We start from the raw sequence: 14,776 nt of genomic DNA, 5'->3' as shown, positions 1-14,776 counted from the left end.
CCACTATTATGAGAAGAGCTATAACACTCATCTTGCATGGTCTTATGAAATCTCTCGCATATGCAATTGGTCTGTGGTGAGTTGGCTTTGGTTCGAGAATGATCAATGTTTTCTATTCCCAAATAAAGCTGATAAGCATGATTTTCTGGCTTACCACAGTATTCTGTGCCACGATCAGTAAGAATGCGTAATAGCGGTACATTTTGTCCATCAAAGAATGGTATTACTTTATCATTTAGCAAGTCAGCAGCAGTAATTGCTGTTTTATCTAAATAAAGTTTGGCAAATGCAACGCGAGAATAAGTATAAATAAAAGTTTGCTGATACAACACCCTTAATATTACCAACGTAATAAGTATCCTGAGATCCTAAATAACCAGGGTGTTCTGTATCAATTTCCCCGTGAGCTTCTCTTTGTTCTTTTACTTTTTCTAACGCTGCAAGCTGTTCTTCTGTTAGAATTATTCCATCTTGCATAACTTTTTGTTTCAAGAGCTTTAAGTCTTTTTTTAAAGGTTTCAAGATCATTTCTCACCCATACCGATCTTACTCCACCTTCTGAGATTATTATGCCCCTTTTTCTAAGTTCATTTGCAGCTCTTTGTTGTCCATATGCTGGAAATTCTGTTGCAATATTTACTATTGCTCTTTCTATATCTTCGGAAACTCTGTTTGCTAATAGGGGTTTTTTCTTACTTATTTCATGTAATGCTCCTTCTCCCCCACTTTCATATAACTCCTTAAATCGATAAAATGTATCACGCGAATAACCCATCACCTTACACGCTTGTGATACGTTACCTAATTGCTTTGCTAGTTATAATGCACCCATTTGTCTAGACCATTTTTTTCAAAGTGATCCGATTTTTAAAATGAATATGTTGATAAATACGTCGACACACATTTAAAGTATTTATCAATATATTCATTTACTGTTTATGATAATAAAGATCAGCAGGAACTTTATAATGTAGAGTCTGATGTCGCCTTCTATAGTTATACCAAGCAACAAAATCATTTATTATAAGATTTAAATCTCTGATACTATTTGGTCTATAATAATATATAGCTTCTTGCTTTAAAGTTCTCCATAAGCGCTCAACAAATATATTGTCGAAGCAACGTCCTTTATGGTCCATACTGATTTTAATATTAGCACGCTCTAATTCCATAATAAAGTTGTAGCTAGTAAACTGCACCCCCTGATCACTATTAAAAATCTCAGGTTTACCTTGTTTTAGAGCTTCTTTGAGAGTATAAAGGCAAAATCCAGCATCGAGATATGGTGATAATGAATGAGCAATAATATAGCGACTATACAAGTCCATTATTGCCACAAAATAGATAAACTTACCTTCTACCATAATATATGTTATATCAGTAGCCCATACCTGATTAACTCTACAAATAATCAAATCTTTGAGTAAATAAGGATATATTTTATGCTTTTTTTCTTTAATACTTGTATTACATCTTTTTCTACAATACAGCCCACTAATCTTCATTTTTTTCATAATTCTTAAGATTTTTTTGTGATTGATACCAATTCTCATTGTTGTGGAGTCAAATAGGAAACAGAGCAGAGTTGTTTAATTGTAGAAGTAGCAAGAGAGGTAAGAAATTTGCATAAAGTGCTCTCAAGCAAAGCAATAGTACTGTATATTTTATTGCGCAAAATGTTCTGTTTTATATATAACCAAAGCCTCTCAACAGGATTAAGTTCAGGTGAATATGGAGGTAGGTATATAATCTCAATGTTTTTAGGTACCTTTAAATTTTTTGACTTATGCCAACTAGCACAGTCCATAACAAGAACAGCTTCTCTTGTCCCTAGATATTGCAACATTTGCTCAAGAAATATATTCATGCAATCAGTGTTAACATTTGGTGCAAATAAGCTAAAACTCTCTCCATTTTTAGGATTAACTGCACTGTAGAGATAAAAATTATGCCTACCTAACTTTATTTTAACCCGAGTTCTAGTACCTTTTTTAAACCATCCATGCCCAACTTTCGAATGTGTGCCAAACCTTGATTCATCAAAGAAAAATAGCTCTTTTTCAGGATACTTTCCAATAACTTCATTGAGATTTTTTTTTGAATTCCTCTTGTTTACTTTTATCTTGTACGTTGTGTACTGGTCTTGGTGTAATATATGAAAATTTCATCTTTTGCATATGGCGGTGTACTGTAGATTTGCTAATATTTAAGTCGAACTTTTCCTGTATTCTTATTCTCATTTCTTTAATGGTAATATTAGGGTTTTCTTCTATCCATGCTTCAATTTGCTGTAGTTGAGCCTGATTTAATTTAGTTTTTCTTCGGCGTGATCGAGGAGCAAACAGTTTTTCTTCTCTGCCAAATTTCAAGAGTTTTATCCACGAAGTTAGTGCCTTTCTTGAAATGCAATATATTTTTGCTACAGACGTTATACTGTACTTTTTTGCTGCAATTACAGCGTTTAGTTTTTTTGAAACATATGCATTATTCCTTACTTTCTTCAGCATCTCTTTTGCTGATTTTACTACTTCTTCATCCAATAATTTTGATCTGAGTGCCATTTATACCTAAACTATTTCACTTATTTCATTATGGCTTTTCTTCCATTATTGTCTATCTGTTTCCCGTGTAACGGGAATTGGTATGACTACTACTCCACTCGCTATGATTTCAGCAGTAATTTTACGATATCCATAACGGCAATCAGAAGCCAAATATACTTCTTGAATCAAATTTGCTACTTCACTTTCGTTATTAATTATAGGCCTATAATATAGGCTAGATCTGCAAATCCCCAATAAATCAGCCTGTTTCCTAATTGACAGATCAGAATCTTTTTCTATAAACCTTACTCTATCTTTTTTGCTTATTTCAGTAATTTTTTTTTCAAATAGCTATTTTCCACTGTCAATTCTCCTATTACTTTATGTAAACTTTCTATTTCTTGCGCTAAGATTCTTTGTTTTCTCGCACTTTCACTTTCTTCAACAAATAGGTCTTTTAACCTTGCCAATACTCTATCACGCCAATCATATAGATTTGTTGATGGTATTTTATATTCACTACATATCTCAGCTGTGCTTTTTTGATTTTTTATTGCTTCCAAAGCTATCTTTGCTTTTAACTCTGGTTCATATTTTTTTGTTGCCATACTTTTACCCCTTTACCTTCCTACTCGGATCAACCATTTTTTTTTGGTCTAGTTTATGGGGTGCATTATAAGTTCTAATAACCCTAACTTTGGTTTTAGTATTTTTGTTTGTATCGTACTCATATCTAACACTCCTTTCTTTTATTATTTTATAACTTACTTTTTTAAAGTGTCAGATCAAGTCTTGTTTAATACAATTAATGATTTTGTTTTAGTGGTCTTATGAAATGTAGCATTATCCATAACTATGGTTGTGCCAAGTGGCAATTTAGGTAATAACATCTTCTCCAGCCATATATTGAATACCTCTTTGTCACACCCACCTTTGAAAGTCATTGGTGCAATAAATCTCATTCCAATCCACCCGGCTACTATACTGATTCTCTCTCGAGTTCTCCCTGGAATATCTGCATAAATTTTCTTTCCTCTTGGAGCACGTCCATATTCTCGGTATAACTTATTATCAACTCCTGCTTCATCTATATATAAGATGCTGGAATGTTCTATTTTTGAGATTTTATCAATAAATTGCTGCCTATCTTCTTGATTGCGCTCTTGATATAGTGTGACTTTTTTTTAAAGTAATTTTTAGCTGTTTTAGTCTATACCAAATTGAATTTATTCCAAATCCAAGATTTTGTTTCATCTCTGCCAGAGTATGATCTGGATTCTTTGTAACATATTCTTCGAGTATTTTTGGGTCTATTTTTCGAATAAAGCTACCGTTTTTAGATGGCTTTAGGCTTTCACCAGCAGCTTTCTTTTTTAACCAGCGGTACAGAGTTGCTATTCCTATCTCCATGAGCTCTGCTATCTCAACCTTTGTCTTCCCTTTTTCTATCATCAATACTGCCTTTTCCCTTAAATCCACACTATATGCCATTATAACTTAAATACCTTATTATATCTTTATCATTTACTTTAGGAAATACTATAAATAGGTTCAACTGGTCTGAAAAAGAATTTATTGCTTATGAACAGGAAATAAAACGTATTCTTGATGAAAAGGCTGTCCTTGATCAAAAACTCGATGATGCCACTCAAAAAGGTAGACAAGAAGAAAAAATCGAAGTAGCCAAAAACTCACTCAAGGCCGGTGTCTCTATTGATGTTATCGCTAAAATCACTGGCCTTTCGGTAGATGAAATTAAGAAATTAATTTAACCTTACCCTGAGTCAAATGACCTTGAATAGAAGTATTACTTAAATAACTTTGTGACCACTAACTTTTATCTTTTGTGCTCTCTAAAATATTTATTTTTTAACTACTCCTTTTTAGCTTTCCTCCCTTTTTCTTACCTCCTATAAACCTCTCGAAGTGTCTTTCAATTTTGCTATAGGATTAATAAACTCAGTGCTTGGTGAAATAATTTCTTCAGTAGTAAAAGGCTTGACGTTTTTCTCAAGATCATTTTTAACTTCATTTGCTTTAGCAACAACACTATTGATAACTGCTTTATCTTCTTCTGAGTTTTGCTTATTTTTTGCTGCACGAGAAGAGTCACCAAGCAGTGGAGAGATAACATAATCTGCAGCTTCTTTTGCCAATTTTATATTTTCCCTTTGTGACAAAATCTCTAGCTCATTTAAGTCACTTTCACATGTAATTCCAGCTTTAGTTTGTTGTAATTTTATGTATTGTTGTCTACGCTCACCTAGTTCTTTACTCTCTTTAACATCAGATGCACTATTCACCTTACACTTCAATAACTCATTAGGAATAATAATAGAATCGTCACGCTCTTGTACTCTATAATAATGACTGTTATAAATGTTAATCTTTTCAATTATATTCTGCAAATAAGATTGTACCTGCTCTATGTTTTGTAAGTCATCTTTTGTGAATTGAAAAGATTTGTCTTTTAAATTTTTCCTGAATTCCCTCAAATTCTCTACTTTATCTTGATTGTTTTTTTCTGGATAAATCTGATCAAGTACCTTGAGCAAATAATCGCCTTTCATCAATGGTAATGTTATTTTATCAAACAATTTAAGATGCACTGGATGTTTTAAACATGCACTCATATGCTCTAAATAATTATTGAAGTTTTTAGTGTCAGTTTCGTCTTGTGGTTTTTCTTTTTGTTGATAAACTTCATTAAATTTCTGATTTAACAAATTTATCTCTTGAACATTTTTAACGCTATATTCTGCTATAACATGAGCATAAGTATTCGCATTTAGATCATTCTTCAATTCATTAACTTTCTTCAAAAAGTCATTATAAGTATTTCTTGTTTCTAGGTAATACGTGAAGCAATCAAGAAGATACATAACTGTTATTACAGCCTTATATAGCATTTTAAGTATTTTAATACCCAAACCGCCATTATCTCTTAATTCTTTTTCATAACTATTAAGCTTTCTTCGTGCATGTTTTAATACATCAATAAATTCCTTCTTACTTCTATTGAAGTCATGCCCATTGGTATTGTAAATTTCTATAAACGAATTTAAGGCAATTTCAATACTTTGGTCAGCCAAATCGTCAATTCTTTTCAGGCTCTTTATTTCCTGATTAATATAATCTATTATCTCTGTTGCAAGCTTGTTTCCATAAGCTTGTTGATTTGATAATCTTACTACTGATTTATTATAGGCATCAATATAATCTCCTTCTTTGAGTAGGTTTATGTCAAGGCTCAATTCACCACTCGAATAGCAAAAGAATGTAGAGTGCCTATTAGAATTTAGGCATCTAAGTCTACCTGGAGCTTGAATAAGTTGTGCAGGCTTGTTGAGATCAGTGGATATTGGGTCTATTAGCATTCCAACATGTTGTAAATTGATGTCATTGTATCCCTGTACTTTGGTAGGATCTATATCATTACCAACTAATCCCATGCGGCACAGATATTGTTCTATCGCAAAAAGATGCGTTACATGCTGGTATTAACTTACAAAACATTCAAGACTTTAAAATATATGAAACTGCAAAAGGTCAAGTAAAAGCTGGAGTGGTTCAAATACCTCAAGTTAAAATAGGAAATTTTTTAATTAATGATGTGCACGCTAGTGTTAATACTCATTCTATGTCCCATTCATTACTTGGCATGAGTTTTTTGAGGTATTTTCATTTCACTATTAGAGACAATAAGTTGATATTATATCGTGACTAGAAAATGCTGCTTACATAAGCAGCATTCTGGTATTGATCTTTAAAATACATTAATCTCTAAATTGTGATCACCATATGGCTCCGTGTAGTACCTTATCTGGTAAGTACCATTATATTCAAGCGTTCCACTTTTGCTTTCTAAATCAATTCCTCTTGAAGTTTGATCTATACTCTCGATCTCAAGCCTGCTGCCTAAATTACCTAATCCTTTGTTCTCAACCTTAAAAGAGTCTTCTTCAAATTTTACTAACGCCTGTGTTCCCCCTTTATAAATATCGGTAAAATAAACATTACCAATTTTTTCATTATACCCAGAAAACCCTTTTATATTTACAATAGATTCTCCATCTTTGCTGGCAATATTTATATTTCTTTCCATATCCAAATCTGAGTATACCGGATACTCTGCGACATAATTTCCTTCCGTATCATCATTAACTTTAAAACTAAATAACTTATTAATTTCATTATCAATTGTACTTTTGCTAGAATCAAACTGAATATTCCCTATTTTTATCTGTTCTGTAAATCTGTAATCTGTATCTGGATTATGAACAGGCTGGCTAAACGGATTATGGCTTTTGGCGTTATACCTACACTTTAAATCATTTCCATCAAAATTGCACTCTGCACCATTCTTTAATTTAACATCGAAACTATCTCCTGATGAATTGAAATCGTCAATATCTTTCAATTGCAATTTCAGAGTATCTACCATAAAAAACTTCTTTATAATATGAATAATGAAAGCTATATACCAATTTTATTATAAATATATTAACATTTGTGCTTCATCTGCTTATTAAAGCTCTGCAGGTCAATATAGGAGCAGAAATAAATATTGCAGAGCAAGTGCCAACTGCAATGCCAAAAGAAATAACTAAGCTGAAGTCTCTGACCACACCTGTACAAATCAGCACTAAAGGAAGAGCGGCAAGAAGAGTAGTACCTGAAGTTAACATAGTGCGAAATAGGGTCGAATTAATGCTGGAATCAACTATTTCATCCATTTCTACATCTTTTCTATTTTTTTGATACTCTCGAATCCGATCGTATATAACCACTGAATTATTGATTGAATAGCCAATCACGGTAAGTAGAGCTGCAACTGATGAAATATTAAACTCAATACTCGTTAAGCTGATAAAGCCAAGAGTTAAAATTACATCATGAACCAGTGCCGTTATTCCACCAAGTCCACATTGCCAATTAAACCTAAGCCAAACGTAAAAAAATATTCCAATAATTGCAATTAACATGGCTGATATCCCTTCAAATATCTGTGTTGAACCTATTTGTGGACCAACATAGTCTATTTTGCGGTAAATTATTGCATTACCGAATTTTTCTTCCAGTATACTTTTGACCTTTTTAATTTTATCTTCATCTCCCTCATCTTTAAACCGCACAACTAAGTTATCACCAGCTTTTGAACTCTGTATCGTAAATCCATTCTCTTTTAATATATTAAGAATAGCATTATCCTCACTTGAGGATTTTATCTCTATTAAAACTCCACCTGTGAAGTCTATTCCTAAATTCACTCCATGTAGTACAACAGTAAGCACCGAAAAAACGACGAGAATAATGCTAATAAATGCTGTCATTTTTCCATATTTACTAAATTTGATATCAATATTGTCCGGAATAAGTCTAACTGCCATATTTCCTACTTAAATTTTGATTTTATATACTTTTTAAGCAATAGACTAGCTATTTTCTCTAGTTTTTTTAACCATTACTAATACTGACACCTGGCTCACCTAATCTAATGAAATAGAAAGAAAAGGATATTTGATCAAAGAAATTAAAATAGCCTGGTTATCATTAATAAAATACTACTTAAATATCTTTTTTAATAGATTGATTTCATCAGCAAATTTTGAGTCAGTTCTTATAAAATTTTCTACTTGTTTGACTGCATGTATAACAGTCGCATGATCTCTGCCACCAAAGTTTCTTCCAATATCTGGCAGGCTCTTTTGTGTAAACTTCTTAGCAAAATACATAGCTATTTGTCTTGGTCTTGCAAGACTACGGAGCCTTCTATTAGATTGCATATCTGCAACCTTTATGTTAAAAAATTCAGCTACTTTCTTTTGTATCTCTTCTATTGTGATTGACCTATGATTCGATCTAAGAAGATCTATTAGGGTCTCGCTAGCTGATTCTACTGTCATACTTCTTCCAATTAACGAAGTATGAGCAACCTTATTTAATGCTCCTTCTAGTTCTCTTATATTGGATTTTATATTCCTTGCTAAAAATTCTAGGACATCTTTTGGAACATAAATATTCATTCGCTCCACTTTGGCCTGCAATATACCAAGTCTTAATTCAAAAGTTGTTTCATTGATATCTGCAACTAATCCCCAACCAAGTCGTGATTTTATTCTCTCCTCTACTCCATCAAGATCACTAGGAGATCTATCAGCTGATATAACCAATTGTTTATTTTGATCTATCAATGCATTGAAAGTGTGAAAAAATTCTTCTTGTGTACTATCTTTACCACTGATAAATTGTACATCATCTACCATCAATACATCTACTGATCTAAATTGTTCTTTAAATAACATAATATCTTTACTTCGCAGCGCTGTAATATATTGATACATGAATTTCTCTGCCGATAAATATACTACTTTTCTCTTTGCTGATAGAGAATTAACTATATCCCAAGCTATAGCATGCATTAAATGTGTTTTACCAAGTCCCACTCCACCATATAGAAATAAAGGATTGCTGCCTGATATTGGATCTATAGATTCCGCTACACGCTTTGCCGCTGTAAATGCTAATTCATTTGACTTTCCTACCACAAAATTATCAAAACTGAATCTGGGATCCAGTGGTGAACCAAGATTATGATTATTTTCCTCTCTATTTTTTAGTATCGTATTAGAATTTGAATTTCTTTCTTCAATTAATTGAATATCAATAGAACATACACTTTGATCTTCGCTTTGCCATAATGACAATATTTTTTCCATGTAGTGAACTGTAATCCACTCCTTTATAAATCTTGTTGGTACAGACAACAAAACTTCTCCATTTCTGTTGCTGATAAATCTTAGTGAACTCAGCCAGCTGTTATATGTTGCCTCTCCATAAAGATTATGGAGATAATTTTGGATTTTTTCCCAAGTAACATTGTGGTCCGTTACTGTAATAATCTGATCAAAAAACATAGTAGAAACCTTAGGGTTAGTTAAGTTCATATACCACACCAAGAAAGAACAATAATCAGAAAGATGCAAGATAATCAATAGCTTACTGTAAGATAAAAAGCTAACACTACTTAATACATACCTAAAATTATGAGGATTTTTTGACGAGTTGTAAAGAGTATAAAAGCACTAAAATTGATCATTTTTTTGAAATAAAAACAATCAATTTGTAAATGTCGCTTGTACCGAGGATTAGAAGTATGTTATTAAAAAATAGTAATATATTATGTATAAATAAGATATTAAATTTACTGATAAATAAGTAAAGTACTTGTATAAATATAGCTGATTTAATATAAATTTATTGAAGTAAATTTGTGATTATATTAAGTAATTTGAGTCATAATACTGTATTCGGTATTGAACTGGAGTTTTACACTGAGGGAATAAAAAAAGAATATTTATTTCTGAATAGCATCAAAAATAAAATAGCTTCTCTTGGATTTTTTTGTAAGAAAGAGAGTTCTTTAAACCAATATGAAATAAAAAGTGACTGTTATACGAGCTCTGATAATTTAATTATGCATTTTGAGTTGGCAAAACAATTACTGATTGGAACAGCACAAGAGTTCGATGGTAATGTTTCTTTTAAAGCAAAACCTTATTTGGATAGAGCAGGCAGCGCACTAAATGTACATGTTAGCCTCATGGATTCAAATAATAATAACTTATTTTATAGCAATAAGCAAAAATATAGTGACCACCTGATTCACAGCATAGGTGGATTATGTGCAATGATGAAAAAACATATGTTGTTTTTTGCTCCAAATGATGATTCATATTTAAGATTTCAGTACCCAGATATTCATACTCCAACGACGATTAGTTGGGGAGTGAATAACAGAACTGCTGCAATAAGAATCCCCTATTTTGGCAACGATTCCAAAAGATGCCGCCTAGAGCACCGTGTTCCTGGAGCAGATTGTAACCTTGAAAAAGTACTCACAGCAATAATTGAAGGTATAGTTTTTGGTATAGAGAACAAAATTGCTCCGCCAAATAGAGTGTATGGTATTGCATCTGATCCTCAATATAAGATGGAGAGTTTGATATAGCAACTACCTGTTAAACCCTAACCCATTAAACTCCTTTGAGGTAATTGGCCATTCTAGCACTTTCCTCACATCATTATTTACATTCCCATACCGTAATAGCAAGTCTGCAGCAGATAGTTTCTGCGTACTTTTAGACTTAGGCCCTATATTGGGAAGTTTGCTTGGTGGCTGCTCAGGAAGTGGATTACCAAATACATCCATGTGTTCAGGAAGAGATTTCATCTGATTCTTTACAGAGCTAGAGCTATTTTGTGTAAGAGTTTTATCATTTGGCATGCCAAGAATAATTTTCTCAGGCACTACCATAGTTTTTGTATAATCAACAGGATTGCTATTTTCAGCATCTATAGTCACATGAATTGGTTCGCCAAACGCATTTATCGGGCCACCAAGTGATCCTTTCTCCATGCGTTCTTGTGCTCTTTTCCTTATTATTTCTTCTTCTAACTCAGTTTCAGCTCTTTCTGGTTCTTTTGCGGATATTTCTGTATCTTTTTCTTCACCTTCATCAACACTGCTATACCCTTCATCTCCTGAAACACCAGTAATTTCAGCAGGCTGTTCTTTTTTAGTTCTTATTTTATGAATCAACAAAAGTAATAAGTAAGTAACTGCAGCAGCAGTAACTATAATGGCTATCTTTGCAGCAATGTGAATCACTGTTAAAAATACTAAAGTTGATGAAACACCAACCAACCCAGATACGATCACTTTATTCTTGCCTTCTGTCACACTTAGAACTGCTACCATAATAATCCCTCAAATACCATACTAAAGTTATATTATATAGAAATTTTCTTACGCTTGCAAAATTGTAAAAATTTTAATCATTTACATAAAGCTATATAAGGATTAATTAATATATAATTTATCTTAGCTATAATATGATGTAATACCAATTCCCGTTACACGGGAAACAGATAGACAATAATGGAAGAAAAGCCATAATGAAATAAGTGAAATAGTTTAGGTATAAATGGCACTCAGATCAAAATTATTGGATGAAGAAGTAGTAAAATCAGCAAAAGAGATGCTGAAGAAAGTAAGGAATAATGCATATGTTTCAAAAAAACTAAACGCTGTAATTGCAGCAAAAAAGTACAGTATAACGTCTGTAGCAAAAATATATTGCATTTCAAGAAAGGCACTAACTTCGTGGATAAAACTCTTGAAATTTGGCAGAGAAGAAAAACTGTTTGCTCCTCGATCACGCCGAAGAAAAACTAAATTAAATCAGGCTCAACTACAGCAAATTGAAGCATGGATAGAAGAAAACCCTAATATTACCATTAAAGAAATGAGAATAAGAATACAGGAAAAGTTCGACTTAAATATTAGCAAATCTACAGTACACCGCCATATGCAAAAGATGAAATTTTCATATATTACACCAAGACCAGTACACAACGTACAAGATAAAAGTAAACAAGAGGAATTCAAAAAAAAATCTCAATGAAGTTATTGGAAAGTATCCTGAAAAAGAGCTATTTTTCTTTGATGAATCAAGGTTTGGCACACATTCGAAAGTTGGGCATGGATGGTTTAAAAAAGGTACTAGAACTCGGGTTAAAATAAAGTTAGGTAGGCATAATTTTTATCTCTACAGTGCAGTTAATCCTAAAAATGGAGAGAGTTTTAGCTTATTTGCACCAAATGTTAACACTGATTGCATGAATATATTTCTTGAGCAAATGTTGCAATATCTAGGGACAAGAGAAGCTGTTCTTGTTATGGACTGTGCTAGTTGGCATAAGTCAAAAAATTTAAAGGTACCTAAAAACATTGAGATTATATACCTACCTCCATATTCACCTGAACTTAATCCTGTTGAGAGGCTTTGGTTATATATAAAACAGAACATTTTGCGCAATAAAATATACAGTACTATTGCTTTGCTTGAGAGCACTTTATGCAAATTTCTTACCTCTCTTGCTACTTCTACAATTAAACAACTCTGCTCTGTTTCCTATTTGACTCCACAACAATGAGAATTGGTATTAATGGACAAAGCAAAAGATCAATTACCTGAAAATTTAAAAGTAGTTTATTTGAATGACCAGTCAAAAAATGTACGTGATGTGCTTGACGACTTGGAAAATGGTATAATATTTGCCGTATTACTAATATTAACCATAATAATGCTCTTTATGGGAACAAGGGCTGCTATTCTTGTTGCACTATCAATACCTGGCTCCTTTCTCATAGGAATAATGGCTCTTTACCTAATGGGTATTACTCTAAATATAGTTGTGCTCTTCAGTTTAATTATGGCAGTTGGCATGCTGGTTGATGATGCAATTGTAATCAGCGAATATGCTGATAGAAAGATGATTTGTGGCATGGATAAAGTAGAAGCCTTTTGCACCTCAGTTCATGATATGTTCTATCCAGTTTTATCATCAACATTGACTAAATTAGCAGTGTTTTTCCCTCTGTTACTCTGGCCCGATACAGTCGGTAAATTTATGCAGTACATACCAATTACAATAATTCTAACTTTAACTGGATCGCTAATTATGGCTTTAGTTTTTATACCAACACTTGGTGCAATATTTGGTAAACCTTCAATAACTTCAAAAAAAGAAATAATAAGAATGAGTGCTATAGAAAGTGGTAAGGTAAAAAATACTGGGCTTATAATAAGAACTTATGTACGTATGTTAGAGAAAGTCTTAGATCACCCCAAAAAATTTGTATGTGTTGTTGTATTTGTTTTATTTTTGTCTAGTATATTATATTTTACTTTTGGTCCTGGATTAAAGTTCTTTCCGAATGTAGATTCAGATAACATTTTAATCAGCGTTAAAGTAAAAGAAAGCTTATCAGCCAAAGAACGAGATTTGATACTTAAGAAAGTAGAAGAACGTATTTTGGGTGTTGAAAAAGAAATTTATGTTTTTTATGCTCGGTCAGGAAAATTTTCAGACAACGTTATTGCCAAAATTCAATTGGAACTTGTAGATTGGCGCTGCAGGCGCAAAGCCAAGCAAATACTAAATGATATAAGGAGCAGTGTGCAAAACATAAAAGGAGTAATAATTGATGTACAGGAACAAAAGTCAGGACCATCAGCTGACAAGCCAATACAAATTAACTTAAGCGGAAGTGCATCCAACTTGAATTCAGTAGCAGAGAAAATCCTAAAAATTATGGACCAACCTTCATCTGGATTTATAAATATTCAAGATAGTAGATCAGCACCTGAAATAGAGTGGAATATTAGTATTGATAAGAGTAAGGCTACAAGCTCTGGAGTAAGTGTTGCAACCATCGGTGATTTTATAAAGATGGTTACAAATGGAGTATTAATTGGAAAATATAGACCAAATAACGCAGATGAAGAAATTGATATTGTACTACGCTTTCCCAGAAAGAATCGCAACATGAAAACTATAGATAACCTTTTTATTAATACAGCAAATGGACCATATTCTATGAGTAGCATAGTGAAATACGTTCCCGAAAAAAAGGCAAATAAACTAAGTAGGATTGATGGATCACGCACAGTAACAATCTCTGCTGACGTTGATACTGGCTATCTTGTTGATGAAAGAGTTAAGTTCATTCAAAATTCGATTACTCAAGACTGTAGTAAAGGAGTAAAGATTGATTTCAAAGGTGACAAGGAAGATCAACAAAAATCAGGAGCATTTTTATTAAAGGCTTTTATATTAGCAATTACATTGATGATATTGGTGCTAGTGGCACAGTTTAACAACATATACTATACATTTATCGTAATGACAGCAGTGTTTTTATCAACAACATGTGTATTTTTCATTTTCTTTCTTATTCAGAAAGTTTTTGTAGTTGTCATGTGTGGAGTGGGGATAATTGCTTTAGCAGGAATTATAGTGAATAATAATATACTATTGCTTGATGCCTTTCATCAGCAAATTAAGGTGCGCAAAAATAACATTAAGCAATGTATAATAAACGCTTCAATTTCTCGCATCAGGCCAATACTACTTACCGTTGCAACTATAGTTCTTGGTTTAATACCGATGATTACTAGGTTAAATATCAGTTTTTTTACGCTACAAATCACATATGATGCTCCATCAAGTCAGTGGTGGGTTGATATTTCAGCAACCATAGCAAGTGGAATATTGACTGCAACGGTCTTAACTTTATTCTTTACTCCGGCATTGCTTATCATACAAAGACATGAAAAAACTTGACTTAAATTAGCAATCATTTAACATTTAAGATAGCGTTTTTT

The 14,776-nt window shown here is 32.5% G+C and carries 10 protein-coding genes and 6 pseudogenes; 5 read left to right on the top strand and 11 right to left on the bottom strand.

The features are described 5' to 3' along the window. Positions 1-20: 20 nt before the first annotated feature. From OOK99_RS04030 to OOK99_RS04010, 6 genes and pseudogenes are all read right to left on the bottom strand, one after another. A pseudogene (locus tag OOK99_RS04030) lies at positions 21-817 on the bottom strand (helix-turn-helix domain-containing protein); the annotation flags it as partial. 112 nt (positions 818-929) lie between these two features. Continuing rightward, positions 930-1,541 (bottom strand): annotated as a pseudogene (locus OOK99_RS04025) (IS3-like element ISWpi17 family transposase); the annotation flags it as partial. 8 nt (positions 1,542-1,549) lie between these two features. Next, a protein-coding gene (locus tag OOK99_RS04020; protein WP_264719384.1) for an IS630 family transposase occupies positions 1,550-2,561 on the bottom strand; the annotation gives its coding sequence in 2 pieces (ribosomal slippage) (positions 1,550-2,098 and positions 2,100-2,561; 1,011 coding nt in all). A gap of 84 nt (positions 2,562-2,645) precedes the next feature. Continuing rightward, a pseudogene (locus tag OOK99_RS04015) lies at positions 2,646-3,151 on the bottom strand (transposase); the annotation flags it as partial. A 177-nt stretch (positions 3,152-3,328) separates the two neighbouring features. Further along, the gene (locus tag OOK99_RS07090; RefSeq protein WP_406719369.1) at positions 3,329-3,634 is read right to left on the bottom strand and encodes a transposase; all 306 of its coding nucleotides are present in this window, start codon (positions 3,632-3,634) and stop codon (positions 3,329-3,331) included. Positions 3,635-3,686: 52 nt separating this feature from the next. Further along, positions 3,687-4,034, bottom strand: a complete 348-nt coding sequence (locus tag OOK99_RS04010) for a transposase (protein WP_264336399.1) — start codon at positions 4,032-4,034, stop codon at positions 3,687-3,689. 50 nt (positions 4,035-4,084) lie between these two features. On the opposite strand from OOK99_RS04010, the pseudogene OOK99_RS04005 reads away from it, so the two are divergent. Beyond that, positions 4,085-4,315, top strand: a pseudogene (locus tag OOK99_RS04005) (Rpn family recombination-promoting nuclease/putative transposase); the annotation flags it as partial. Between the two features lie 138 nt (positions 4,316-4,453). On the opposite strand, the gene OOK99_RS04000 reads toward OOK99_RS04005, so the two are convergent. Beyond that, complete coding sequence (locus OOK99_RS04000) at positions 4,454-5,995, bottom strand: hypothetical protein (RefSeq protein WP_264719458.1); 1,542 nt, start codon at positions 5,993-5,995, stop codon at positions 4,454-4,456. 5 nt (positions 5,996-6,000) lie between these two features. Between OOK99_RS04000 and OOK99_RS03995 the strand changes: the two are divergent. After that, positions 6,001-6,270, top strand: a pseudogene (locus tag OOK99_RS03995) (TIGR02281 family clan AA aspartic protease); the annotation flags it as partial. 39 nt (positions 6,271-6,309) lie between these two features. Here the strand turns inward: OOK99_RS03995 and OOK99_RS03990 are convergent. The 3 genes from OOK99_RS03990 to dnaA form a co-directional block, all read right to left on the bottom strand. After that, positions 6,310-6,987, bottom strand: coding sequence for a hypothetical protein (locus OOK99_RS03990; RefSeq protein WP_264719457.1), 678 nt, complete (start codon positions 6,985-6,987; stop codon positions 6,310-6,312). Between the two features lie 73 nt (positions 6,988-7,060). Then, positions 7,061-7,933, bottom strand: a complete 873-nt coding sequence (secF, locus tag OOK99_RS03985; protein WP_264336681.1) for a protein translocase subunit SecF — start codon at positions 7,931-7,933, stop codon at positions 7,061-7,063. Positions 7,934-8,107: 174 nt separating this feature from the next. Beyond that, positions 8,108-9,490 (bottom strand): chromosomal replication initiator protein DnaA, encoded by a 1,383-nt coding sequence (dnaA, locus tag OOK99_RS03980; protein ID WP_264336680.1) that lies wholly within the window; start codon positions 9,488-9,490, stop codon positions 8,108-8,110. A gap of 326 nt (positions 9,491-9,816) precedes the next feature. On the opposite strand from dnaA, the gene OOK99_RS03975 reads away from it, so the two are divergent. After that, a complete protein-coding gene (locus tag OOK99_RS03975) occupies positions 9,817-10,554 on the top strand; it encodes a type I glutamate--ammonia ligase (protein WP_264719456.1) in 738 nt (245 codons plus the stop codon). Positions 10,555-10,557: 3 nt separating this feature from the next. On the opposite strand, the gene OOK99_RS03970 is transcribed toward OOK99_RS03975, so the two are convergent. Beyond that, positions 10,558-11,304 carry a hypothetical protein gene (locus tag OOK99_RS03970; protein WP_264719455.1) on the bottom strand — a complete coding sequence of 249 codons (747 nt, stop codon included), beginning with the start codon at positions 11,302-11,304 and terminating at the stop codon, positions 10,558-10,560. Between the two features lie 226 nt (positions 11,305-11,530). On the opposite strand from OOK99_RS03970, the gene OOK99_RS03965 reads away from it, so the two are divergent. Both OOK99_RS03965 and OOK99_RS03960 read left to right on the top strand, forming a co-directional pair. Next, positions 11,531-12,542, top strand: a protein-coding gene (locus tag OOK99_RS03965) for an IS630 family transposase (RefSeq protein ID WP_264719384.1) whose coding sequence is annotated in 2 segments (ribosomal slippage) — positions 11,531-11,992 and positions 11,994-12,542 — 1,011 coding nt in all. Because the reading frame shifts where the segments join, the coding sequence is not laid out codon by codon here. A 9-nt stretch (positions 12,543-12,551) separates the two neighbouring features. Beyond that, positions 12,552-14,735, top strand: a pseudogene (locus tag OOK99_RS03960) (efflux RND transporter permease subunit); the annotation flags it as partial. Positions 14,736-14,776: the final 41 nt, after the last annotated feature.

The sequence above is a fragment of the Wolbachia endosymbiont (group B) of Eucosma cana genome (assembly GCF_947250645.1).
Lineage (GTDB): Bacteria > Pseudomonadota > Alphaproteobacteria > Rickettsiales > Anaplasmataceae > Wolbachia.
Note: the sequence above shows the minus strand (reverse complement) of the source record. Positions and strands in the feature narration are given on the sequence as shown.